This window comes from Streptomyces sp. NPDC031365, from assembly GCF_055569765.1.
Window position 1 is genome coordinate 139,479 of record NZ_JBVIIM010000003.1, and the last position, 22,539, is coordinate 162,017.

22 protein-coding genes are annotated in these 22,539 nt (G+C 72.6%); 4 read left to right on the forward strand and 18 right to left on the reverse strand.

The window, feature by feature from the left end; all coding sequences use genetic code 11:
- Position 1 precedes the first annotated feature (1 nt).
- The 6 genes from ACZ5C2_RS05960 to ACZ5C2_RS05985 form a co-directional block, all read right to left on the reverse strand.
- A complete protein-coding gene (locus ACZ5C2_RS05960; RefSeq protein ID WP_468787037.1) occupies positions 2-775 on the reverse strand; it encodes a GvpL/GvpF family gas vesicle protein in 774 nt (257 codons plus the stop codon).
- Entirely contained in the window at positions 772-1,206 is a 435-nt protein-coding gene (locus tag ACZ5C2_RS05965; RefSeq protein ID WP_468787039.1) for a gas vesicle structural protein GvpA, read from the reverse strand. Before ACZ5C2_RS05965 ends, ACZ5C2_RS05960 begins: the two co-directional genes overlap by 4 nt.
- 43 nt (positions 1,207-1,249) lie before the next feature.
- Positions 1,250-1,621 carry a gas vesicle protein GvpO gene (locus ACZ5C2_RS05970; RefSeq protein WP_468787041.1) on the reverse strand — a complete coding sequence of 124 codons (372 nt, stop codon included), beginning with the start codon at positions 1,619-1,621 and terminating at the stop codon, positions 1,250-1,252.
- Between the two features lie 108 nt (positions 1,622-1,729).
- Positions 1,730-2,692: a non-homologous end-joining DNA ligase gene (gene ligD, locus ACZ5C2_RS05975; RefSeq protein WP_468787043.1), complete on the reverse strand. Its 963-nt coding sequence runs from the start codon at positions 2,690-2,692 to the stop codon at positions 1,730-1,732.
- A complete protein-coding gene (locus ACZ5C2_RS05980) occupies positions 2,689-4,536 on the reverse strand; it encodes a transketolase (protein WP_468787045.1) in 1,848 nt (615 codons plus the stop codon). The genes ligD and ACZ5C2_RS05980 overlap by 4 nt, the downstream gene beginning before the upstream one ends.
- Positions 4,533-6,050, reverse strand: coding sequence for an NAD(P)/FAD-dependent oxidoreductase (locus ACZ5C2_RS05985; protein ID WP_468787047.1), 1,518 nt, complete (start codon positions 6,048-6,050; stop codon positions 4,533-4,535). The genes ACZ5C2_RS05980 and ACZ5C2_RS05985 overlap by 4 nt, the downstream gene beginning before the upstream one ends.
- Before the next feature lie 142 nt (positions 6,051-6,192).
- Between ACZ5C2_RS05985 and ACZ5C2_RS05990 the strand changes: the two genes are divergently transcribed.
- Positions 6,193-7,155 carry an LLM class F420-dependent oxidoreductase gene (locus tag ACZ5C2_RS05990; RefSeq protein WP_468787049.1) on the forward strand — a complete coding sequence of 321 codons (963 nt, stop codon included), beginning with the start codon at positions 6,193-6,195 and terminating at the stop codon, positions 7,153-7,155.
- 200 nt (positions 7,156-7,355) lie between these two features.
- Here the strand turns inward: ACZ5C2_RS05990 and ACZ5C2_RS05995 are convergent, their stop codons facing one another.
- Complete coding sequence (locus ACZ5C2_RS05995) at positions 7,356-7,796, reverse strand: phage holin family protein (RefSeq protein ID WP_468787051.1); 441 nt, start codon at positions 7,794-7,796, stop codon at positions 7,356-7,358.
- A gap of 121 nt (positions 7,797-7,917) precedes the next feature.
- On the opposite strand from ACZ5C2_RS05995, the gene ACZ5C2_RS06000 reads away from it, so the two are divergent.
- On the forward strand, positions 7,918-8,265 hold the full coding sequence (locus ACZ5C2_RS06000) for a VOC family protein (RefSeq protein ID WP_361034664.1): 348 nt from the start codon (positions 7,918-7,920) through the stop codon (positions 8,263-8,265).
- 9 nt (positions 8,266-8,274) lie between these two features.
- On the opposite strand, the gene ACZ5C2_RS06005 is transcribed toward ACZ5C2_RS06000, so the two are convergent.
- The 11 genes from ACZ5C2_RS06005 to ACZ5C2_RS06055 all read right to left on the reverse strand — a co-directional run bounded on the left by ACZ5C2_RS06005 (position 8,275) and on the right by ACZ5C2_RS06055 (position 20,253).
- Positions 8,275-10,233, reverse strand: coding sequence for a DUF5107 domain-containing protein (locus ACZ5C2_RS06005; protein ID WP_468787053.1), 1,959 nt, complete (start codon positions 10,231-10,233; stop codon positions 8,275-8,277).
- 155 nt (positions 10,234-10,388) lie between these two features.
- Positions 10,389-10,946 (reverse strand): GNAT family N-acetyltransferase, encoded by a 558-nt coding sequence (locus tag ACZ5C2_RS06010; RefSeq protein WP_468787055.1) that lies wholly within the window; start codon positions 10,944-10,946, stop codon positions 10,389-10,391.
- 72 nt (positions 10,947-11,018) lie between these two features.
- Positions 11,019-11,951 (reverse strand): S66 peptidase family protein, encoded by a 933-nt coding sequence (locus tag ACZ5C2_RS06015; RefSeq protein ID WP_468787057.1) that lies wholly within the window; start codon positions 11,949-11,951, stop codon positions 11,019-11,021.
- Entirely contained in the window at positions 11,948-13,900 is a 1,953-nt protein-coding gene (locus ACZ5C2_RS06020) for a prolyl oligopeptidase family serine peptidase (protein ID WP_468787059.1), read from the reverse strand. The genes ACZ5C2_RS06015 and ACZ5C2_RS06020 overlap by 4 nt, the downstream gene beginning before the upstream one ends.
- Positions 13,901-13,916: 16 nt before the next feature.
- The gene (locus ACZ5C2_RS06025; RefSeq protein ID WP_468787061.1) at positions 13,917-15,221 is read right to left on the reverse strand and encodes a M20/M25/M40 family metallo-hydrolase; all 1,305 of its coding nucleotides are present in this window, start codon (positions 15,219-15,221) and stop codon (positions 13,917-13,919) included.
- On the reverse strand, positions 15,214-16,047 hold the full coding sequence (locus tag ACZ5C2_RS06030) for a M55 family metallopeptidase (RefSeq protein WP_468787063.1): 834 nt from the start codon (positions 16,045-16,047) through the stop codon (positions 15,214-15,216). Before ACZ5C2_RS06030 ends, ACZ5C2_RS06025 begins: the two co-directional genes overlap by 8 nt.
- Before the next feature lie 402 nt (positions 16,048-16,449).
- Entirely contained in the window at positions 16,450-16,761 is a 312-nt protein-coding gene (locus ACZ5C2_RS06035) for a sulfurtransferase TusA family protein (protein ID WP_468787065.1), read from the reverse strand.
- Positions 16,758-18,026 carry an MFS transporter gene (locus tag ACZ5C2_RS06040; RefSeq protein WP_468787067.1) on the reverse strand — a complete coding sequence of 423 codons (1,269 nt, stop codon included), beginning with the start codon at positions 18,024-18,026 and terminating at the stop codon, positions 16,758-16,760. The genes ACZ5C2_RS06035 and ACZ5C2_RS06040 overlap by 4 nt, the downstream gene beginning before the upstream one ends.
- 36 nt (positions 18,027-18,062) lie before the next feature.
- Positions 18,063-18,347 (reverse strand): hypothetical protein, encoded by a 285-nt coding sequence (locus tag ACZ5C2_RS06045; protein WP_468787069.1) that lies wholly within the window; start codon positions 18,345-18,347, stop codon positions 18,063-18,065.
- Between the two features lie 50 nt (positions 18,348-18,397).
- Positions 18,398-19,579 (reverse strand): cysteine desulfurase family protein, encoded by a 1,182-nt coding sequence (locus ACZ5C2_RS06050; protein WP_468787071.1) that lies wholly within the window; start codon positions 19,577-19,579, stop codon positions 18,398-18,400.
- Positions 19,576-20,253, reverse strand: coding sequence for an ArsR/SmtB family transcription factor (locus ACZ5C2_RS06055; protein ID WP_468787073.1), 678 nt, complete (start codon positions 20,251-20,253; stop codon positions 19,576-19,578). The genes ACZ5C2_RS06050 and ACZ5C2_RS06055 overlap by 4 nt, the downstream gene beginning before the upstream one ends.
- 85 nt (positions 20,254-20,338) lie before the next feature.
- Between ACZ5C2_RS06055 and ACZ5C2_RS06060 the strand changes: the two genes are divergently transcribed.
- Together ACZ5C2_RS06060 and ACZ5C2_RS06065 are read left to right on the forward strand one after the other, a co-directional pair.
- Positions 20,339-21,247: a rhodanese-like domain-containing protein gene (locus ACZ5C2_RS06060; RefSeq protein ID WP_468787075.1), complete on the forward strand. Its 909-nt coding sequence runs from the start codon at positions 20,339-20,341 to the stop codon at positions 21,245-21,247.
- Positions 21,244-22,515, forward strand: coding sequence for an MFS transporter (locus tag ACZ5C2_RS06065; protein WP_468787077.1), 1,272 nt, complete (start codon positions 21,244-21,246; stop codon positions 22,513-22,515). The genes ACZ5C2_RS06060 and ACZ5C2_RS06065 overlap by 4 nt, the downstream gene beginning before the upstream one ends.
- Positions 22,516-22,539: the final 24 nt, after the last annotated feature.

Genomic DNA, 22,539 nt, shown 5'->3' on the forward strand with positions numbered 1-22,539 from the left:
GTCACCCCGCTCCAGCGTCCGCCCCACCGGCCGCCGTGCCCGCCGGCTCGGCGGGTCCGGGCTCGACGAAGCTGTACGGGGGGAGCGGACCGTTCAGACGGACCTCGAGGTGGGGCATGTCCGTGCGGACCTGCTCCACCGCGGCCAGGAAGTTTTCCGCCGTCTCCCGCTTCACCAGGTAGGAGACGTTGGCGAGCCAGCCCGTGGACTCGGGACCCACGCTCACGGCGTCGGCAGCCCCTTCCAGCGCGTGCTCCAGGGCGGTGCCGTCCTCGGACTCCTTGGCCTTGACCGCCGCGGCGACCATTTCGCCGAGACGGATCTTGTCCTCGTAACTGCCGCCGCCTGACTGACGGTTGGCCTCCGCCAGGGCACGGATCTCCGGGTTGCCTGCCATCACGTGGTGGAGTACGGCGTCCTCGACGTGGTTGGCCTTGACGTTGTACTCGACCCGGTCGTCCAGCGCGCGCAGCCGCTCCCGGTAGTGCTCGGCGCGCTCGGCGAGGACGCCGGTGACGGCGTCGTCGTCCGGGGCGACGCTGCCGAACCGCATGGGCAGCACACAGCCGGCCGCGCCGATCTCGCTGAGCACGTTCTGGTGGGCGAGCAGCTCCCTGCGCTTGGGACGCAGCCCTTCGGGGGCGTCGCTGACGACGGCCGCCAGCTCGCCCTCCCGCAGGATGCGCACCGGGCGCGACGGTTCGCCGACACCGCCCATGCCCTCGGGCAGTGATGGGTGCGACACCGCCGTGATGCCGTAGACGTAGGTGCTCACTCCTGCTCCTCCTTCCGCCGGGCGGCGGTGGTCTTGCGGGCCCGCGGGCGGGACTCGGTCTCGCGGTCGGAGCCGTCCTCACGGGACTGCTTGAAGGCGTCGGAGATGGTTTCGGCAGCACCGGAGAGGGCGCCCTTGGACTTGCCGCGGGCACCGGACTCGGTGACTTCGCCGACGATCTCGGGCAGACCCGGGCTCTTGCGGGGCCCGGCCTCGAGGTCGAGGCGGTTGCACGCCTCGGCGAAACGGAGATAGGTGTCGACGCTGGCGACGACGACTCGCACGTCGATCTTGAGAATTTCGATGCCGACCAGGGACACGCGCACGAATGCGTCGATGACGAGCCCCCTGTCCAGAACAAGCTCAAGCACGTCGTAGAGGCCGCTGCTGCCGCCCCCACCGCCGGTCTGCTGTGCCGGTACTACTGTCATACTGGCTGTTCCTCCTTGTCTGTGGATGTGTCCGTCGGGCGACCTATCGGCCGCCGGGCCCGCGCGCGTCGGCGCGTCCCCGCTCGTAGCGGCGGACCCGCCGGTAACCGGTGAGCTGCCCGTCCGGGTCCAGCTCCACCTGGTAACTCGCCATCAGGCTCATCGTGTCGGGCACCCGCTCGAGCTCGAGGACCTCGACCTCCAGTGCCCAGCCCTCCTCCGTCTGCTCGAAGGACGACACGGACTCGGCTTCCATACCGGTGAGCTCCGCGAGCTGGCCGCGCGCCTGGCGCAGCACCTCCATCGGGCTCGGCCGTTTGGTGGTTCTGTTGTCATTGGTCTGTTCGCGGGACTGCTGTGAGCTCCGGGGTTCCCGTGAACCCTGTGACTCTTCGGTGTTCTTCGTGTTCGACATGGCCACCTCCCCCTCCGTGTGGCCGCAAGTGTGTTCGCCAAACCTCCGCGCGCTCACCCGATCGCCACGGCCGGGTGTCGCACCCGGTCGGCGCGGGTCCCGCGATGCTCAGCCCCGCAGCCCAGCGAGGCGGCGGCGCGCCGGCCCCAGGGAGCGCCCCCGGCGCAGCAGGCCGGCCCACGGGTCGGTGCGCGCCTGTTCGACGGCGTCGGCGACGGTCCAGCGGCGCGCGTGCAGCTCCGGATCGTCCAGCTCGTCCCAGGAGACGGGCACGGCGACGGGTGCGCCGGGCAGGGCTCGGACGGTATAGGGGGCGACCGCGGTCTGCGCGTAGGCGTTGCGCTGCACGTCGAGATAGAGCCGGTCGCCGCGGTCCTTCTTGCGGGCGGCGGTGGTGAGCTTGTCGGGGTGGGCGTCGGCGAGGGTGTCGGCGACGTCGCGGGCGAAGGCGCGTACGTCGTCGAAGTCGTGGTTGCCGGTCAGCGGCACGATCACATGCAGACCCCGGGACCCGGTGGTCATCAGCGCGGCGGGCAGGTCGAGCTCGTCCAGCAGCTCACTCAGCAGCCGCGCCGCCTCCCGCACCGCCTCGAAGTCGTCGCCCGAAGGATCGAGGTCGAAGACCAGCCGGTCCGGGCGGTCCATGGGGGTCCACCCGCTCGAGCGAAGCCGGGAGTGGGGGAGGTCGATGCGCGACAGCCAGCGGTGCAGGGTGATGCTCGCCTGGTCGACGAGGTGGAGGAGGGTGGCGGTGTTGTCGCACACCGTGTGCGTAACGGTGCCGCCCTCCTTGGGGACCTCGGCGCGGGTGATCCAGTCCGGGTAGCTTTCCGGGGTGTTCTTCTGCATGAACGTCGGTCCGTCGATGCCGTCAGGGCGCCGTTCCAGCATCAGCGGGCGGCCCCGTAGGTGCGGCAGCATGTACGGGGCGACGGCCCGGTGGTAGTCGGCGAGGTCGCCCTTGGTGTACTCCCGGGCGTTCCCGCCGCCGGGGAAGAGCACCTTGCCGGGCCGGTGGATCTCCACCGAGTGGCGGCCGGCCCGCACGGTGCGCGCCTCGCCGTCGTTCACGACACGATCGCCTCCCCCACCAGCAGCCGGCCGGCCGCGGCGATCGACTCGGCGTCGATGCCGGCGGCGTGCAACTGCTCCTCCGGGGCGGCCGAGCCCGGCATGTTCCGCACGGCCAGCCGCACCAGCCGCGGTACGGGGCGCCCGTCGCCGAAGGCCTCCGCGACCGCGTCCCCGAGCCCTCCTTCGGGGTGGTGGTCCTCGACGGTCATCAGACAGCCGGTCTCCTCGGCGGCCGTGCCCAGGGAGTCCCGGTCGACCGGCTTCACCGAGTACAGGTCGATCACCCGTACGGCGATGCCCTCCCCCTCCAGGGCCTGGGCGGCGGCCAGCGCCTCGGGCACGGTGACGCCCGCCGCGACCAGGGTGAGCCGGTCGCGGCCGGAGGAGCGCAGCACCTTGCTGCCACCGACGGGGAACTCCTCGTCGGGTCCGTAGATCACCGGGCTCTCACCGCGCGAAGTGCGCAGGTAGCGGATGCCGTCGAGGCCGGCCATGCCGGCGACCAGCCGTGCGGTCTGGTTGGCGTCGCACGGGTACAGCACGGTCGAGCCGTGCACGGCGCGCATCATCGCCAGGTCCTCCAGGCCCATCTGGCTGGGGCCGTCCTGGCCGATGGCGACGCCGGCGTGCGAGCCGACGAGGTTGATGCCGGAGCCGCTGACCGACGCCATGCGGATGAAGTCGTGGGCGCGGGTGAGGAACGCCGCGAAGGTGGAGGCGTACGGCGTCCATCCGCGCGCCGCGATGCCCACCGCCGCCGCGACCATCTGCTGCTCGGCGATGTAGCACTCGATGTAGCGCTCCGGGTGCTCCTTGGCGAAGAACTCCGCGCGGGTGGAGTCGCCGACCTCTCCGTCGAGGGCGACGATGTCGCCGCGGGCGGCGCCCAGGGCGGCCAGCGCCTCACCGAACGCGTTGCGGGTGGCCACCTCCTCGCCCTTGTCCCAGCGGGGCAGGGCGGGCCGTCCGTGCTTCCGGTCGGGCGGTGCTCCGTCCGTGGCCGGCTGTCGCACCCGGATGCGCAGGTCGCGCGGGCCGCCGAGCTCGGCGACGGCGTCCTGGGCCTCCGGCAGCGGCTTGCCGTGCAGGCCCTCGCGGTCCTGCACCGACGCGACGCCCTTGCCCTTGAGGGTGCGGGCGATGACCGCGGTGGGCCGGCCCCTGGTGGAGAGCGCCTCGCCGTAGGCGCGGTCGACGGCGTCCACGTCGTGGCCGTCGACCTCGATGGTGTGCCAACCGAAGGCCTGGAAGCGGCGGGCGTAGGCGTCGAGGTCGTGACCGTGCCGGGTGGGGCCACGCTGGCCGAGCCGGTTGACGTCCACGATCGCCGTGAGGTTGTCCAGATGCTCGTACGCGGCCTGCTCGGCCGCCTCCCACACCGAGCCCTCGGCCAGCTCGCTGTCCCCGCACAGCACCCACACGCGGTAGTCGGTGTGATCCAGCCGTTTCCCGGCCAGCGCGATGCCGACGCCGACGGGAAGGCCCTGGCCGAGGGAGCCGGTGGCCGTCTCGACCCAGGGAAGTTGCCGGGGGGTGGGGTGTCCCTCGAGGCGACTGCCGCTCTCGCGGAAGGTGAGCAGCTCCTCGTCGTCGATGGCGCCGGCCGCCTTGTACGTGGCGTACATCAGGGGCGAGGCGTGGCCCTTGGACAGGACGAAACGGTCGTTGGCCGGGTGGTCGGGGCGGTCGAATGCGTAGCGGAAGTGGCGGGCGAACAGGACGGCCATCAGGTCCGCCGCGGACATGGACGAGGTGGGGTGCCCGGAGCCCGCGGCGGCTGCGGCGCGAATGCTGTCCACGCGCAACTGCTGGCCGAGATCGACGAGTTCACCGGTGTTCATGCGTCTCCTTCGGTAAATCGGTCGGTGCGCCTGACGGGCCCGGGTGCGACGTCCGGGCCGGGCGCCGGCTGATCGGGCGGCGGCGTGACGCCGGGCTGGTTCTTCGCCGCCTCCCCGCCGGGCTGGTTCTTCGCCGCCTCCCCGCCGGGCTGGTTCTTCGCCGCCTCCCCGCCGGGACGGGACGGCTCCGGCTCCTGGCTCCGTTCCGGCTTGCCCGGCACCCGTGCCAGCTCCGGGGACGCGGTGTCCAGCGGCACCGACCAGGACCGTACGAGACCCAACTGAACTGCCTGGCGCGGCAGTACGGCGTCGAGGATCCAGTCGGCGGCCACCCGCACCCGGTTGCCGGGCATCGCGGCGAGGTGGTAGCCGCGGGTGACCGCGCCCGCAGCCACCCCGGAGAGGTTCACGCCGAGTGGATTGGCGGCGGCCTTGACGCCGCCCAGGTCCACCACGAATCCCATGTCCTTGTGCCGGTACGCGCGCCGTTCGCCGTCACCGAACGACGCGGCGATGTTGTGCCCGCACACCTTGCCCTGCCGCCAGGCGTGCTGCGCGGTCATCGGGGTGTACTGCCCCGGCTTCTCCAGGTCGGGCACCGCCGCCGCGTCACCGCAGGCGAACACCTCCGGCCGGCCCGGCACCTGCAGGTGCGGGTCGACGAGCAGCCGGCCGCGCTCCATGGGCAGCCCGAGCGACTCGGCGAGCGGGTCGGGGCGTACGCCGACGCACCACACCAACGTCTGCGTGTCGACGAACTCCCCGTCGGTCAGCAGCACTCCGTCGTGCGTGGCCTCCTTCACGGACGTACCCATCCGTACGTCCACGCCCCGTTCGCGCAGCACGCTGTCGGCCGTACGGGAAAGCCGTTCGTCCAGCTCGGGCAGGACCCGGTCGGCGATGTCGAGCAGCAGCCAGCGCGGCCGCATCCCGGTCCGCATGGGATGCCTGCTGACCTGCGAGTCGGTGAACAGCTGCCCGTGCGCGGCGACTTCCGTGCCGGTGTAACCGGCACCCACCACGACGAACGTGCAGCGGGAGGCACAGCGCTTGGGGTCGTCGGTGGATGCGGCGAGCTCCACCTGACGGGTCACGTGATCGCGCAGGTACAGGGCCTCGGGCAGGCCGCGGAAGCCGTGGGCGTGCTCGGCGACGCCGGGAATTGGCAACAGCTTGTTGACACTGCCGGCCGCGAGCACCAGCCGGTCGTAGGAGAGGGTGCCGCCCTCGCCCTCGGGCCCGGTGTAGTGCACCTGCCGTGCGTCGAGGTCGATGCGGTCGGACTCCCCCAGCACCAGCTTCACGTGCGGCAGCGTGCCGGAGAGGGAGACGGTGACCCGGCGCGGCTCCAGGATGCCGGCCGCGACCTGGGGCAGCAGCGGAAGGTACAGGAAGTAGTCGGTCGGGTTGAGCAGAACGATCTCGGCGCGGCCACGGGCCAGCCGGGACAGGGTCTGGGCCGTGCGGTATCCGGCGAAGCCGGCACCGACGATCACTGTGCGGGGTCGACTCACGGTTCGCCTCCGGCGCTGTCGCGGACGTCGGGAGACTTCCGCGTCCCCCTGGCCCGGGCCGCCAAACGTCCGGCCGGTTTCCGCCCGGGCCCCCGGGTACCCGGCCCGGGAACCGAACCCCCATGTCGCGGAGGCACCCCCCATGCCCGAGTACGGCTATTTCCTCTCGTGCGAGCAGTACGGCCCCGCAGAGCTGATCGAGCAGGCGCGGATGGCCGAGCAGGCCGGATTCCAGGCCCTGTGGATCTCGGACCACTTCCATCCGTGGAACGACGCACAGGGGCAGAGCCCCTTCGTGTGGTCGGTGATCGGCGCGCTGTCGGAGGCGGTGTCCCTGCCGGTGGGGACCGCGGTGACCTGCCCCACCGTACGAACGCACCCGGCGGTGGTGGCACAGGCGGCGGCCACGAGCGCGGTGATGTCGCCGGGGCGGTTCCGGCTGGGCGTGGGCACGGGCGAGGCGCTGAATGAGCACATCCTCGGCGACGCCTGGCCACCCGCGCACGTACGGCTGGAGATGCTGGAGGAGTCGATCCAGGTGATGCGCCGGCTGTTCAGCGGTGAGGAGGTCAACCACCACGGCACGCACTACACGGTGGAGAACGCCCGGCTGTACACCGTCCCGGACGAGCCCGTCCCCATCGACATATCCGGCTTCGGGCCGGCGGCGACCAAGTTGGCGGCGCGGGTCGGCGACGGCTACATCACGATGATGCCGGACACGTCGATGGTGGAGCAGTACCGCAAGGGCGGGGGCGGCGGAAAGCCGGTCAGCGGCGGCACCAAGGTCTGCTACGGCACGGACCGCGACGCGTGTGTGCGTACCGTGCACCGGCTCTGGGCGAACGAGCAGCTGCCCGGCGAGCTGGGCCAGGTACTGCCCTCACCGAAACACTTCGAGCAGGCGCAGACCCTGGTCACCGAGGACATGGTGCGCGAGAACCGGGTGTGCGGCGACGACGTGGACGAGCATGTCGCCGAGCTCCGGCAGTTCGCCGACGCGGGCTTCGACCGGATCTACGTCAACCAGATCGGCCCCGACCTGCGCGGCTTCTTCGACTTCTACCGCACCAAGGTGCTGCCGCAGCTCCAGCAGGCCGGCTGAGCGGGAGGTTGCGGGGCAGGTGCGCCCGCGCTGAGTGGGGTGCGGGCCCGTCCGGTAACCGGTCTGGTCGGACGACCCGGAAACGGGCCGTGCCCCGCGTCTGACGCGGGGCGCGGGGCGCGGGGCGCGGGGCGCGGGGCGCGGGGCGCGGGGCGCGGCCCGTCCTACGTCAGGAGAACCACGCAGGTTTCCTCCAGGGGTCACGCCCTGGGGTGACGTGCGTCGGGGCCGGAGTCGTCCGGCCGGGGCGGTACGACGCCCGCGGTGGGCGGGGCGGACGGCACCGGCGGGACGGGGGCACCCTCGCCTCCGGGCGCGGTGGCCTCCCCGGGGACCGGCCCGGAGGGGGCCGTGGGCCGGGCCGCACTGCGCAGGGCATAGGCCAGCGCGCCCAGGATCACGGCCGTGACCAGTGCGGCGGCCCAGCCCGGCAGGACCAGGGCCAGGGCGAGCCCGACGGCCAGCGCGACGGCCGCGCCGGCGTAGAGGGCGGCGGCGCCGGACCCGGCGTACAGGGCGGCCTTGCGTCGCTGTCCCCGCGCCTGCTCGCGCAGTTCGTCGCGCACGGTCTCGCGGGCCACCTGGGCCAGTTCGTCGACCAGGTGCTTGTCCAGATGCTCCAGATGCTCCAAGCGCTGCATGACGTACGGGTACCCGGTGCCCGGGACGCGTAACGTCCGCCCCCGCGGGGCGTGATGACCGGTGTGGAGATCGTCCGGGCCGGGCCCCATGGACCCGGCCACCCCAACTAGGCTCGTCGTCATGGAGATTCTGGGTGCCACCCTGCGCGTCTGCGTCGACGACATCGAGACCGCCATCCCCTTCTACGAGCGGCTGGCGGGCGGCAGAGCCCTCCGGTTCGAACGGGCCGGGGTCCAAGTCGCCGCGGTGGGCTGCTTCCTGCTGATGAGCGGTCCCGCGGCGGAGCTGGACGTACTGCGCAGGGTCGCGGCGACCATCGCGGTGCAGGACGTCGACGAGGCCCGTCAGGTGCTCGCAGAGATGGGGGCCGACATCATCGCGGGTCCGGTTCCCACGCCGGTGGGCCGCAACCTCATCGCACGGCACCCGGACGGGGCGGTCTACGAGTACGCGGACCGCCGCGCCTGACCCGTCCGCTCAGGGTGTGGGCCGCATACTGAAGTCGTAGCGCTCCGGCAGGGGTTCGGCGGTGAGGGCGGTCCACAGCCGTCCGATGGCCTCGTCCCCCTCCCGCAGGTCGGCGACCTCGAACCCCGCGTCGAACACGGCGCGGGCCTCCTCGCGCCGCCCTTCGGCGAGGAGCAGCCCCGCCTCGGCCAGCCGGAACCGTCCGCGGGCCCGGGTCCCGGGGTCCAGCCGCCGCCACACGGAGCGCGCGTCCGCCGTACGGCCCACGGCGAGCAGCGCCTCGACCGCTTCCCGGCCGAGCGCCGCGGCGACGGCGGTCCACTCGCCCGCCTCGTCACCGGCTTCGCGGCACAGGCCGTCGAAGGCCTGCACGTAGCGGTCGGCGGCGCGCTCGTGGTTGCGGTCCTCCTGGTCGGCGACCGCGAGGCAGCGCAGCGCCGGCCACGCCGAGGACGTGTGCCGCAGTCCCCGCTCCCAACTGCGCACCGCCTGAGCCCGGTCGCCGGCGTGCCACTGGGCGACGCCCAGGTGGTACTCGGTGAGCGGCGTCGCGGGTGCGGTCTCCAGCATGTCCCGCCAGTGCCGGGCGACCAGGCTCGCGCCGGGCGGGCGGCTGCCGGACGGTTCGGGGAGGGAGCCGGCGCGCAGCAGGTGCAGCCAGGGTGCCTGTTCCTCGTCCAGGGTCGCCTCGTCGAAGGGCGTGCCGGGCAGCTTCCACCCGGCGCGCAGCACTTCCAGCGCGCCCCAGCCGGAACCGGTCGCGAGCCGCTCGCCGGGGTCGGTGTCGGCGTAGGGCTGCCAGGCCGTGTACGCGGAGTCGACCTCGGCGCGCGGCAGGACCGATTCGAGCCGGGTCTCCGCCACGTCCAGTACCCCGCTCCATTCCCCGTCCGGCTGCGCGTCGAACGGTCCGTACGCCTCCAGCCAGGACACCTCGCTCTCCGCCTCCAGAGCGACGTGTTCCAGCTGGGTGCGGGCGAGTCCGGCCTGGATCTCGCAGTAGCCGCCGGTGCCGGGTTCGGTGAGCCACTGCTGCCAGCTCCGCCCGCCGGGTCCCCTGCCCCACACGAACAGCTTGCGGCCCCGCAGCGCGTCGGTCGAGGTCTGCACGAGGCCGTGGCCGTCGGCGTCCAGTGCGGCGATCCAGCGCCTGCGGCGCTCGGGAACCTCGTAGAAGTAGTCGGCGGCGTAGGTGCTGTGGGGCGGGTAGCTGCGGTCGACGCCGTCGTACTCCGGGACGGGGACCCGGCGCAGCCGCTGCTCGTACCCGAAGTGGTAAGCCTCCTCGGCGGGGGCGAGGACGCGGCATTCCTCGGGGACGGCGATGTTGGACCACCAGTAGGTCGGTACCGGCTTCTCGTGCGGGTTGCGGATCCGGACGCCGACGTACAGGAAGTCGGATCCGTCCGGAAGCCACAGGTCGACCTGGAAGGGCAGGTCGCGCAGCCGCTCCCACTCCCACAGGCGCAGCATCTCCCCGCCGTCGGGTGCGGGGACGCGGGCGGCGTGCACCGGTGAGCAGGACAGGGTGGTGTGTCCGGTGGCACCGATGTTCCATTCGATGCCGCCGGAGAACCAGGCGCCGTTGAGAGCAAAGTTGGCGGGCTGGAACACCGGGTTGCGGTAGAGGAGTTCGCGGCCGGTGGGTTTGTGGACGAGGGAGGCGATCCGGCCGCCGAGGGCGGGCAGCACGGTGGCGCGCAGCCGGTCGTTCTCGATCACGAGAGTGTCGACGGGGTGTGGTTCGCGGCTGCGGTCGTAGCCGTCGCGGACGGGGACGGGCAGCAGACTGTGCAGGGGCGCGAGGCCGATCTGCCGGGCCATGTCGCGCGGCAGGTCCTCCTTGTCACGGTCCTCGATGCGGTGCATCTCGTCGAGGGGCCGCAGTGCGGGCAGCGGGTTGTCGGGGCCCAGGTGCGCGGCGGGCAGCGTCAGTACCTCACGTCGGATCGTCGTCACGATCTCCATGGAAGCCGCCGGACGCCCGTCTGAACAGGGTTGCTACGGGTCGGGTTCGCGCCGGGCCGGACACCACGGTGGCGGTGAGGGGCGCTCCGGCCGTCGCGTCATGGGTCGCAATCGGCGTCATGGACGGTGACGGTGAGGCCGACGCGGTGCGGCGGTCAGCCGGCGCCCGCCGTCATCTCGCTGGTGATCGCCCAGCGTTCGTGGTCGCGCCAGGCACCGTCGATGAAGAGCATCTTCGGGGAGAAACCCTCCAGGCGGAAGCCGCAGGCGCGGGCCAGGGCGATGGAGGCGGCGTTGCCGGGCTGCACGTTGATCTCCAGGCGGTGCAGCCGCATCGGACCGAAGGCGTGCCGGACCACGAGGCCGAGACCCTCGCGCATCAGCCCGCGCCCCGCCGCGTGCGCGAAGGCGCCGTACCCCAGGGCGCCGCACAGGAAGCCGCCCTCGACGATGTTGTTGATGTTGATGAACCCGGCGAGGGCGCCGTCCGCCTCCTTCTCGCAGACCAGGAACCCCGCCTTGGTGTGGTCCTCGATGAGTCGCCCCGCGTACGCGGCGTACGCCGCCGCGCTGTCCGGCGGGAACAGCCAGGGGTGGTGCAGGTCCTTGCTCTCCCGGGCGCGGGCGGTGAACTCGGCGCCGTCCGCGTGGGTGAAGTGACGCAGCCCCACGCGGGCGCCCTCGGCGAGATAGCGGGAAGCGGTGTGCGGCACCCTGCCACCCTACGACGCCCCGCCGGACCCGCGCGCGGCATCGGTCCCCGCTCACCGCGGTCCGGCGGTGGCTCAGCTCAGCGCCGGTTCGTCCAGTGTCAGCGTGCCCGCGTCCGCGTCGAGTTGCGCCGCGACACCGAAGGGAACGGTGAGCGCGTCGTCGCAGTGGCCGAACCCGAATTGCTCGGCCACCGGCACGCCGAGGCCACCGAGCCGGTCGGCGAGCAGCGCCCGCACCGCGTCGTACGGCTCGCACTGCGCCCAGGAGCCGAGCAGCAGGCCGTTCACCCCGTCCAGCCAGCCGGCCCGCAACAGCTGGGTGAGGCAGCGGTCGAGCCGGTAGGTCTCCTCGCCCACGTCCTCCAGGCACAGCAGCCCGCCGCGCGCCGAGGGCCGGGCGTACGGCGTGCCGAGGTCGGCTGCGAGCAGGGAGAGACAGCCCCCGAGGGTGACGCCGCGCGCCCGCCCGGGGACGAGCGCGGTGCCGTCGGACCTGATGGTGCGGACCGTCTCGGGGGCGAAGAGGGTGGCCTTGAGATGGTCCTGCGCCCGCGCGTTCTTCACGAAGTCCAGTCCCGCGGCCATCGGCCCGTGCAGGGTGACGAGTCCGAGCCGGACCGCGAACGCCTCGTGCAGCGTGGTGATGTCGCTGAACCCGACGAACACCTTCGGTCCGGCCGCCCGCATGGCGTCCCAGTCGAGTGCGTCGACCATGCGCTGTACGCCGTAGCCGCCGCGGGCGCAGATCACCGCGTCGACGGCCGGGTCGCACCAGGCGGACTGCAGATCGGCGGCCCGGTCGGCGTCGGCGCCCGCGAGATAGCCGAACTCACTGTGGCGGCCGAGGACATGGGGGGCCACCACCGGGTCGAGGTCCCAGCCGCGCAGCACGTCGAGCCCTGCCTGAAGCCGCTCCTCGGGCACCGGACCGCTGGGTGCGACAACGGCCACCCGGGCGCCGGGGGTGAGCCGGGACGGTCGCGACAGCGGTTCGACCCGGCTCACGCGCCCAGCTCCAGCGTGGGAACGCCCGGTGGCCGCATCCCGAACACCTGGGCGTACAGGGACATCTCGGCCTCCAGGGCGCGCACCATCGTCTCGGCCCGCCGGAAGCCGTGCCCCTCGCCCTCGAAGGTGAGATACGCGTGCGGCACTCCCCGGCCGGCCAGCCGGGCCAGGAACCGCTCGCACTGCACGGGCGGGCAGATCACGTCGTCCAGCCCCTGGAGCATCAGGAAGGGCACGGAGAGCCGGTCGGCGTGCTCGACGGGCGAGCGCTCCGCGTACCGCTCGGGAACCTCGGCGCGCGGCCCGATCAGGCCCTCCAGGTACTGGGACTCGAAGTCATGGGTCTCCCCCGTGCCCCAGCCGGCGAGGTCGAGCACCGGATAGATGATGGTGCCGCAGGCGTAGACGTCGGTCGTGGTGAGCGAGGCGGCGGTGGTCCAGCCCCCGGCGCTGCCGCCGCGGACGGCGAGCCGGCCGCGGTCCGCCGTGCCCTCGTCGGCGAGGGCCAGCGCGACGGCGGCGCAGTCCTCCACGTCGACCACGCCCCACTGTCCGCGCAGCCGGCCCCGGTACTCGCGCCCGTATCCGGTGGAGCCGCCGTAGTTGACCTCGGCGACACCGATGCCGCGCGAGGTGAAGTAGGCGACCTCCAGGTCGAGCACGAGCGGCACCCGGCTGGTGGGGCCGCCGTGCGCCCAGATCACGTACGGCGGGAGCTCGTCCGCCCGGCCGGTGCACCCGGGGTGGTGCGGCGGGTAGACCTGGGCGTGGATCTCGCGGCCGTCCGGCCCGGTGAACGTGCGGACCTGCGGCTCGGGGTAGTACGCGGGGTCCACGGCGTCCCGGTGCGCGGCGCCGATCACGCGGGCCCGGCCCGTCCGGGTGTCCAACTCGACCACTTCGTGGCCGCTGCGCGGACCGGCCCCGATGGCGACGACCCGCTCCCCGTGGGCGGCCACGGAGGGCGCGAACTCGGTCCAGGGACCGGCCGCGTCGACGACCTCCCCGGTCTCCGGGTCGAGTACGCCGAGCGCGGGGGCGCCCCGGCCGTGCACGACCGCGATCAGTCCGCTGTCCAGCGGGGCGAACCAGCGGTGTCCGAGCTTCCACAGCGGCCCGCCGAACTCCTCCTCCCGCGGACAGAGCGGCTGACCGTCCCGGTAGAGGTTCCACCAGCCGGTGCGGTCGCTCGTGTACAGCAGCCGGCCGTCGTGGGTCCAGCCGGCCTGGGGGACGGACTCCTCCGGTCCGCCGGCCACGGTGCGGGGGTCGCTCAGGGTGCCGTCCGGGGAGACGTCGGCGACCAGCAGCTCGGTACCGTCCCACGGCATGCGCGGATGGTCCCAGCCGATCCAGGCGGCGCGCCGCCCGTCGGGCGAGAGACGCGGTCCGGTGACGAACCGGTGCCGTCCGTCGCTCAGTTCGCGCACGGCGTCCCGGTCGTCGGCGGCGGAGCCGTCCAGCGGTACGGCGGCCAGCACGCGGCGTACGTCGCTGGGCCCGTCACCGGTGAACTCCTCCAGGACGCACCACACCTCGTCGCGCTCCGGCAGCAGCACCGGCTCGGCCCAGCGCAGGCCCTGCCCGACCGGCGACACGGGGGTGAGCGGACGCGGCTCGCCGCCCGGTTCGTACCGGTAGAGGCGCTGGTCGGCGAAGTTCACGAACACCACGACCGGGCCGCCGTCACCCGGCGTACCGGCCCAGGGGAGGCCGCCGTACTCGATGACCCGGGTGCGCACGTTCCACGGCGTGGGCAGCACGGACTCCTCCGTGCCGTCGGCGTGCCGCCGCACCAGGGTGCGCCGGCCTGCCTCGGTGGGCCGGGGTTCGGTCCACCACACCTCGTCGCCGACGAAGCCCGCGAATTCGGGGCTGCCGTCGTGTGCCGCGGCCGTGGCCGCGTCGATGGGCGAGGGCCACTCGCCGTACGCCAGGGGCCGCACTGTCTCCTCCACTCGTTCAGGCCGTCCGCAGGAACCGGTCGAGGACACGGACGCCGAAGTGGAGCGCCTCGACCGGGACGCGCTCGTCGACTCCGTGGAAGAGGGCCTGGTAGTCGAAGCCCTCCGGCAGCTTCAGCGGCGCGAATCCGTAGCCGGTGATGCCGAGCCGGGAGAACTGCTTGGCGTCCGTGCCGCCGGACATGCAGTACGGCACGACGTGTCCCTCGGGCGCGAACTCCTCGACCGCGGCGCGCATCCGGAGATACGTCGGCGAGTCCACCGGCGCCTGGAGGGCCACCTCGTGGTGCTCGAAATCCCAGTCGACGTCCGGTCCGGTGAGCCGGTCCATGGTCGCGCGGAACTCGTCCTCGGCGCCCGACAGATACCGGCCGTCGACGTGCGCCACGGCCTCACCGGGGATCACGTTCACCTTGTACCCGGCATCCAGCATGGTCGGGTTGGCGCTGTTGCGGACGGTTGCCTCGACGAGCTTGCCCGCCGTACCGAGCTTGTCCAGCAGCGCGTCCACGTCGGACAGGTCGGTCTCGATGCCGTACACCGCGGCGAGTTCGGTGAGCGCGGCCCGTACGGTGGGGGTGAGCCGCAGCGGCCACTGGTGCTCGCCGATGCGGGTGATGGCGGCGGCGAGGCGGGTCACCGCGTTCTCCCGGTTGACCTTGGAGCCGTGCCCGGCACGGCCGCGCGCAGTGAGCTTCAGCCAGGCGGTGCCGCGCTCGCCGGCCGCGATCGGGTAGAGCTGCCGGCCGTCGCCGTCGTGGAAGGTGAACGCGCCCGACTCGCTGACGCCCTCGGTACAGCCCTCGAAGAGGTGGGCGTGCCGGTCGGCGAGGAACCCGGAGCCGTCCGCGGCACTGGCCTCCTCGTCGGCGGTGAACGCGACGACGATGTCGCGGCGCGGCCGCACACCCTCGCGCGCCCAGGCCCGCACCACGGCGAGAATCATCGCGTCCATGTTCTTCATGTCGACGGCGCCGCGTCCCCAGACGACTCCGTCGCGGACCTCCCCGGAGAACGGGTGCACGCTCCAGTCGGCCGCTTCGGCCGGTACGACGTCCAGGTGCCCGTGCACGAGCAGCGCGTCGGCCGACGGGTCGGTGCCTTCCAGGCGCGCGACGACGTTGGTCCGTCCGGGGGTGCGCTCGAGCAGGACGGGCTCCAGGCCGGCCTCGGCGAGCCGGGCGGCGGCGTACTCGGCGGCGGGCCGCTCCTGGCAGTCGCCTCCGCCCCTGTTGGTCGTGTCGATCCTGATCAGGTCGGACGTGAAGGTCACGACCTCGTCCATCGCCCGCTCGTCAGCCATACTGCTCCTCCACCGCGGCCGAGGCGATCGTGGTGACCGCCTTGAAGGTGCGGATTCCGTCGTACATGGTCCCGCTGGTGTACGCGATCTTCCGCTCGCCGGTCCGGGTCACGCCCGGCACGACGGTGGCGGCCATCGCCAGATGCTCCGCGTCGAACTCCACCGCGACGGTGAAGGGCCCGCCGTCGACCGGCTCCCGGCGCACCGCCAGCGCGGCCGCGTCCTTGGCCGCCGCGCGGATGTCGGCGGCCGTCCGGGCCGGTGTGCGGCACACCGCCGCGTACCGGGACACATGGTCCTTGACGGCGACCTTGAGCGCCTCGGGCGCGTAACCGAGCGCGTCCTCGCAGGCCACGTCGTCACCGGTGACCAGGACCACCGGCACTCCGTACTCGGCGACCACATGCGCGTTGAGCAGTCCCTCGCTCGCCCTCACGTCGTTGACCCACACCCCGGTGATGGAGTTGGCGAGGAAGGTGTGCGCCAGGACGCCCTCCATGCCGGCGCCGACGTGGTAGCCGACGAACGCGATGCCGTCGACGTCGCCGTGCTGCACACCCTCGACCATGGACAGGGACTTGTGCCGGCCGGTGAGCATCTGGGCCCGCTCGTCGAGCTGCTCCAGCAGCAGATTGCGCATGGTCCAGTGGGCCTCGTTGATCAGCACCTCGTCGGCGCCGCCGTCGAAGAAGCCCTGCACGGCGGCGTTGACGTCCGAGGTGAACAGGGACCGGCACCGCTCCCACTGGGGAGTCCCCGGCAGCACGTCGGCCGGCCAGGTGACACCGGTGGCGCCCTCCATGTCGGCGCTGATGAGGATCTTCATGGTGTCTCACGTTACGCGTCGGCCGGAGGGCCCGGCACACGAGGGGTGGGAGGAGGGCCCGTGCTCACCGGAGCGCGCCGCGTCCCTCACGGGAGCCCCGCCCCTCTCCCCGGGGAGAGCGTGCGGCTCCCCGTCGGGCGGCGCGAGGGCCTCCGGCTCACCGGCCGTCCGCCCGGCGTGGCGACGGCGCCAGCAGGGATTGCCCGGTGGAGGTCTGCGAGTACTACGGCACCGTGCCGTGCCAGCTCACCCCGCGTGAGGTGGATCGCTACTTCGCCGGGGCGGGCAAGCGGGCGCCGTCGACGCCGCGCGGGAAGATCAACAAGATCGACACGTACTTCGCGTTCCTTGAGCAGCAGTACGCCGGCGAGATCATGCGGCGGTCCGAGGTGAGCTGTGCGTTCAGCCTTGGGGGTCGTCCACATGCCAGGGGGCAGCCGCCCGGGTAACGCAGGCATCGGCGGTGATCCGCAGGGCGTACACCGACGCGTCCGCAGTGTCCCGTACAAGGCCGAGGTAGTGGTGTCCGGTCATGTGGCACCAGGCGGGCAGGTCGAGCGGCGCGGCCGGGTCGGTGGCAATGACGTGGACGACGGTGCCCGGCTCCGCGCCGTTGATCTCCTTGCGCAGCCTCAGCAGGAGGGTGACGCACAGCAGGCCGGTGCCGTCGACGGTGATGCCCGGCGCGGGGTTGTCGGGGTTCATGGTGCTCATCGGCGATAGGCGGTGGCGGCGACGGCGGGCAGGAGAGCGAGGGACAGGGCGCCGCCGGCGAGGGCGAGGGCGGGGTAGCTGGTGGCGGCGACCATGATGCCGGAGGTGATGCCGCCGGTGGCGCCGGCGATGGCGATGGAGACGTCGACCAGGCCCTGGGTCTTGGCGCGGGTGGCGAGGGGGACGGTTTCGGTGATGATCGCGGTGCCGGAGACGAGGCCGAAGTTCCAGCCCAGTCCCAGCAGCGCGAGGGCGAGGGCGAGGAGGGCGACGGAGTCGCCGGGCGCTGCGGCGGCGAGGATACCGGCGGCCAGGAGGGTGAGGCCGGAGGTCGCGGCGATCTTCGTGTGGCCGTAGCGGTCGACTAGCCAGCCGGTGAGGGGGGAGGGCAGGTACATGGCGCCGATGTGGATGCCGATGACGAGGCCGGAGGCGGCGGTGGAGTGGCCGTGGTCGCGCATGTGGACGGGTGTCATCGTCATGATCGCGACCATGACCAGCTGGGTGAGGATCATGACCAGCGCGCCGAGGACGACACCTGTGCGGCCCTTGCTGGTGTCGGCGTCACCGCTGTCGGCGGCCGGGTTGGTCGCGGCGTCGGCTTCCTTGGCCTGGGCGAGGTCACGGGCCAGCAGCAGCGGGTCGGGGCGCAGCCAGATGGTGAGGACGAGTGCGGCCAGGGCGTAGGCGGCGCCGGAGATGACGAAGAGTCCGGCGAGGTGGGGGATGCCGAGGTGTTCGGCGAGGGTGCCTGCGGGGGCGGCGAGGTTGGGTCCGGCGACGCCGCCGAGGGTGGTGGCGACCAGGACGGTGGAGACGGCGCGGGCGCGGTGGCCGGGTGGGGCGACGTCGGCTCCGGCGTAGCGGGCCTGGAGGTTGGTGGCGGTGCCGGCGCCGTAGACGAACAGGGCGATGAACAGCAGGACGGGGTTGCCCAGGACGGCGGCGGTGATGACGCCGGCGGAGCCGATCGCGCCGGTGAGGTAGCCGGTGGCGAGGCCGGGGCGGCGACCTCTGGCCTGCGAGATGCGGCCGACGGTGATAGCGGCGAGGGCGGAACCGGCGGTGAACAGTGCGCTGGGCAGTCCGGCCAGGCTGGTGGTGCCGAGCATGTCCTGCGCGAGGAGGGCGCCGACGGTGACACCGGCGGCGAGACCGGCACCGCTCAGGACCTGCGAAGCGACCAGGACCCGCAGAATACGGCGCTGCGCCTGGGCGGCGTCGGGTATGGAAGCCGTCGCGCTGGTGGGTGTGGTGCTGTTCATGTCTCTTCCTGCGTGGGGCGGTCGGCAGCGGAGGCGTCAGGGGGTGGTGGCTGGCGGCGTCCACTGCTGGTCGTGCCACGCCGGGTCGACGGGTGTGTGGGTGAGGTGATTGGCGTAGTTGGACAGGGTCTTCATGCCGACGGTCCGGGTGTAGAGGTTTCCGGTCTTGCGGCCTTGGGCGACGTCGAGGAGATCGGCGGTGGTTTCGAACGCAAAGGTGGAGTGGTTGTAGAACGGGGTGTGGACGGCGCCCTCGGCGTCGCGGCGTTCGCCGGCGTGGACACTGCGGGTGGACAGTCCGTGCGCGCTGGTCCCGGTCATGCCTCTCCCGCTGCTCGTCGCTTCCTCTGGCTCCGGGCCAGTGGGCCCGGTCACTGCGCGGCAGCCGCCCGGATGAGGACTGCTGCCGCCGTCTCGATGTCCTCGGCGGTGCTCCAGCGGCCCAGGGACAGCCGCAGCGCGCCGAGCGCGCGGGCCGCATCAAGGCCCATGGCGGTGAGCACCGGGGAGGGAGTGTGGGTGCCGCTGTGACAGGCCGATCCGGTCGAGGCCGCAATCTCGCCGACGGCGCCGAGGAGTTCGTGCCCGAGGACACGGTCGACGCTGACGTTCAGGGTGTTCGGCAGGCGGTTCTTCTCCGGCCCGTTGAGGTGCAGGCGGCCGGGCAGGGCGGCCGCCAGTTGCTGGTGGAGGTCGTCGCGCAGGGCCGCGATGCGGGCCGGGGCGCCGGAGGCCAGTTCGTCGCCGGCGAGTTGTGCGGCGGTGCCGAGCGCGACGGCCAGGGCGACGTTCTCCGTCCCGGCGCGCAGTCCGCGCTCTTGCCCGCCGCCGTAGACGACCGGCTCCAACGTCACGCCGTCGCGTACGAAGAGGGCGGCGGCGCCCTTGGGCGCGTACATCTTGTGTCCCACGATCGTCAGCAGGTCCACGCCCAGCTCACCGACATTGAGGGGGATCTTGCTGACGGCCTGGGCTGCGTCGCAGTGGAACAGCGCCCCGTGCTCGTGGGCGAGCGCGGCGAGTTCCGCGATCGGCTGCAGCGCGCCGGTCTCGTTGTTCGCCGCCATCACCGACGCCAGCACCGTGTCCTCGGTGAACGCGTCGGCCAGCGCCGCCGGGGAGAGGAGCCCGTCGCCGTCGACCGGCAGCACGGTCACTCGGGCACCGTGCAGCTGCTCAAGGGCCCGGCACGTCTCCAGGACGGCGGGGTGCTCGGTGGCCTGCGTGATCACGTGCGGGTGCGGGCGATCGGAGGCCAGGACTGTGCCGCGCAGGGCGAGCAGGTCGGCTTCGGATCCGGAGCCGGTGAAGACGATCTCCCCAGGCCCGGCGTCGATCAGCGCGGCGACTTGGGCGCGGGCATGGGCGAGCGCCCGGCGCGGGGTGTCGGCGTAAGGGTGACCGCTTGAGGGGTTACCGAAGAAGTCCGTCAGGTGCGGCCACATCGCTGCGGCGACGCGCGGGTCGACCGGGGTGGTGGCGTTGTAGTCCAAGTAGACCGGCCCGTCAACCAGTCCCGGGTGCGGCGGGAGATCGCCGCCCGAGGCGGTCACATCAGGTCCGCTGCGTCGACGGGCAGCTCCGACAGGCGCCACTCGAGCATGCCGTCGTTGAGGCGGATCGCGCGGCGGCCTCGGTCGGTCAGCAGCCGTACCGCGTCGTAGGCCAGGACGCAGTACTCGCCGCGGCAGTAGACGACGATCTCCAGGTCCTCGGGCAGCTCGTTGATCCGGTCGGCCAGCTCGTCGACCGGGATGGAGAGGGCGCCGGGAATGTGTCCGGCCTGGTACTCCTCCACCGGCCGTACATCGAGCACGATGACGTCCCCGGCGGCGATGCGGACCCACAGCTCCTCACGGCTGACCTCGGTGGCGGTGTCCTCGCCGAGGTAGGCGTTGCGTGCAGCGGGCACGGCGGCCTGGTGGCGGTCGGCGACCTTGCGCAGCAGGGCGAACAGCTGGGCGACGTCGTCACCGGCGAGCCGGTAGTGGATGCGCACGCCCTCGCGGCGGGTGGTGACGAACCCGGCCTGCTTGAGGGTCTGCAGATGCGCGGACGCGGTGGTCAGGTTCAGCCCGGCTGCCTTCGCCAGCGCGTCGACGGTGCGCTCGCCCTGGGCCAGCAGATCCAGCAGCTCCAGGCGCTTTCCGCTGGCCAGCGCCTTGCCGCTGGCCGCGAACGCGTCGTACAGCCGGGCCTTCGTCGTGCTCTTCGTGTCCTCCGACATGGCATCCTCCATAAATCTATGGATTATTGTAATTGAGTTTGGAGGGTGTGACCACACACCCCGTCCTGAGATCTTGGAGGACGCCGTGGGCTTCGCAGACGATCACCTCATACCGCTGGTCGACGAAGGGCTGGGCAACAGCGCCTATCTGCTCGACCTCGGCGACGGGCGTGCCCTTGCCATGGACGCCAGCCGTGACCTGCGGGCTCTGCGGGCAGCGGCCGAGCGGCGCAGGCTGCGCATCGCGTTCGCCGCGGACACGCATCTGCACGCCGACTTCCTCTCCGGCGCCGTCCAGCTCGGCCACGACACCGGCGCCACGATCCTGGCCTCCGCCGCCGGACGGCGCGCCTTCGACCACCAGCGCCTGGCCGACGGCGACGAGGTTGACCTCGGCGGACTGACCCTGCGCGCCCTGGCCACCCCCGGGCACACCGACGAGCATCTGTCCTTCCTGCTGCTGGACGGCAACCGGGAGCTGGGGGTGTTCACCGGCGGGTCGCTGATCGTGAACTCCGCCGCCCGCACCGACCTCCTCGGCCCGGAGCGCACCGAGGAACTCACCCGCGCCCAGTACCGGTCGTTGAAGCGGCTGACCGAGCTGCCGGACGAGACCGCGGTGTGGCCCTCAACGGGCGCCTCGCGGGCGGCATGGACGCCTGGGCCGCCGACGGCCCGGACCACCACCGCCTACATGACCGCCGACCGAGCGGGCGCAGGGCCAGTGCTCGACATCCGGCAGCGGGCCGAGCACACCGCGGGGTGCATTCCCGGCGCCGTGCACATCGAACTCGGCGAGCTCACCACCCGAGCCGTCGACGCGCCGGTGGGTGCTGTCGTCCACTGCGGGCACGGCGAGCGGGCCATGACCGCCGCCAGCCTCCTGGAGCGCGCCGGACGCACCGACCTCACGGTCCTGGACGGCGGACCGAACCAGTACGCCGCCGCCCACGGCCAGCAGCTCACCACGGACCCGGAGGACACGCGCTCGTGAATGTCACGCCACCCACCACGACCGACACGTCCGGCCGGTCGGTCCAGTTGGGGCTGCGGGAGAACCGGCTGCAGTTCACCCTGCTGGTCATCGTCAACATCTGCGTCGGCGGCCTGGTCGGCCTCGAGCGCACCACCGTCCCGCTCATCGGCTCCGAGACCTTCGGCCTGACCAGCGACCTGGCGATCTTCTCCTTCATCATCGCCTTCGGCCTCACCAAGGCGTTCACCAACCTCGCCGCCGGGGCGCTCACCGCCCGCTTCCGCCGCAAACAGCTCCTGGTGGCCGGCTGGATCCTCGGCATCCCCGTCCCCTTCGCCCTCGCCTGGGCCCCCTCGTGGGGCTGGATCGTCGCCGCCAACGTCCTGCTCGGCCTCAACCAGGGCCTGACCTGGTCGATGACCGTCAATATGAAGATCGACCTCGTCGGCCCCTCCCGACGAGGCCTGGCCACCGGCCTGAATGAGGCCGCCGGCTACACCGCGGTCGGCGTCACCGCCCTGCTCACTGGCTACCTCGCCACCAGCTACGGCCTGCGCCCTGTCCCCGAACTCATCGGCGTCGTCTTCGTCGTCGCGGGCCTCGCCCTGGCCCTGGTCGTCCGCGACACCGCCGCCCACGTCGCCCTTGAACTCGCCCACCACACCAAGCCGCTGCCCACCGGCGAGAACACCGGCCTCAAAGCCACCTTCACCCGCACCTCCTGGCACAACCGCTCCCTGCGCGGCGCCAGCCAGGCCGGACTGATCAACAACCTCAACGACGGCCTCACCTGGGGCGTCTTCCCCCTGCTCTTCACCGACCACGGCCTGGGACTTGCCGCCGTCGGCCTGATCAAGGGCCTCTACCCGATCCTGTGGGGACTGGGGCAGATCTCCACAGGGCACCTCGCCGACCGCATCGGCCGCAAACCCCTCATCGTCTACGGCATGCTCGTCCAGTCCGTCGGCTTCGTCCTCGCCCTCGCCCTGCTGGAGCGCCCACTGCTCGCGGGCATCCTCTCCGCGGTCTTCCTCGGCCTGGGCACCGCCATGGTCTACCCGGCCCTCATCGCCTCCATCTCCGACCACGCCCACCCCGCCTGGCGCGCCAACGCACTCGGCACCTACCGGTTCTGGCGCGACATCGGCTACGCCGCCGGCGCCCTCGTCGCCGGCATCCTCGCCGACTGGCTCGGCCTGAACGCCACCGTCATCGCAGCCGCCGCCCTCACTGCCGCCTCCGGCCTGCTCGCCGCCCGCTGGATCAAGGAACACCCCGCCCGGTGACCGGCCCGCTGGACCTGCCCCCGA

Coding starts and splice junctions, on each gene's coding strand:
- ACZ5C2_RS06005 (WP_468787053.1), bottom strand. CDS start 10,233: ATGGAGATCGTGACGACGATCCGACGTGAGGTACTGACGCTGCCCGCC.
- ACZ5C2_RS06000 (WP_361034664.1), top strand. CDS start 7,918: ATGGAGATTCTGGGTGCCACCCTGCGCGTCTGCGTCGACGACATCGAG.
- ACZ5C2_RS05990 (WP_468787049.1), top strand. CDS start 6,193: ATGCCCGAGTACGGCTATTTCCTCTCGTGCGAGCAGTACGGCCCCGCA.
- ACZ5C2_RS05965 (WP_468787039.1), bottom strand. CDS start 1,206: ATGACAGTAGTACCGGCACAGCAGACCGGCGGTGGGGGCGGCAGCAGC.
- ACZ5C2_RS06040 (WP_468787067.1), bottom strand. CDS start 18,026: ATGAACAGCACCACACCCACCAGCGCGACGGCTTCCATACCCGACGCC.
- ACZ5C2_RS06030 (WP_468787063.1), bottom strand. CDS start 16,047: ATGAAGATCCTCATCAGCGCCGACATGGAGGGCGCCACCGGTGTCACC.
- ACZ5C2_RS06045 (WP_468787069.1), bottom strand. CDS start 18,347: ATGACCGGGACCAGCGCGCACGGACTGTCCACCCGCAGTGTCCACGCC.
- ACZ5C2_RS06025 (WP_468787061.1), bottom strand. CDS start 15,221: ATGGCTGACGAGCGGGCGATGGACGAGGTCGTGACCTTCACGTCCGAC.
- ACZ5C2_RS05980 (WP_468787045.1), bottom strand. CDS start 4,536: ATGAACACCGGTGAACTCGTCGATCTCGGCCAGCAGTTGCGCGTGGAC.
- ACZ5C2_RS06055 (WP_468787073.1), bottom strand. CDS start 20,253: ATGTCGGAGGACACGAAGAGCACGACGAAGGCCCGGCTGTACGACGCG.
- ACZ5C2_RS06035 (WP_468787065.1), bottom strand. CDS start 16,761: ATGAGCACCATGAACCCCGACAACCCCGCGCCGGGCATCACCGTCGAC.
- ACZ5C2_RS05970 (WP_468787041.1), bottom strand. CDS start 1,621: ATGTCGAACACGAAGAACACCGAAGAGTCACAGGGTTCACGGGAACCC.
- ACZ5C2_RS05995 (WP_468787051.1), bottom strand. CDS start 7,796: ATGCAGCGCTTGGAGCATCTGGAGCATCTGGACAAGCACCTGGTCGAC.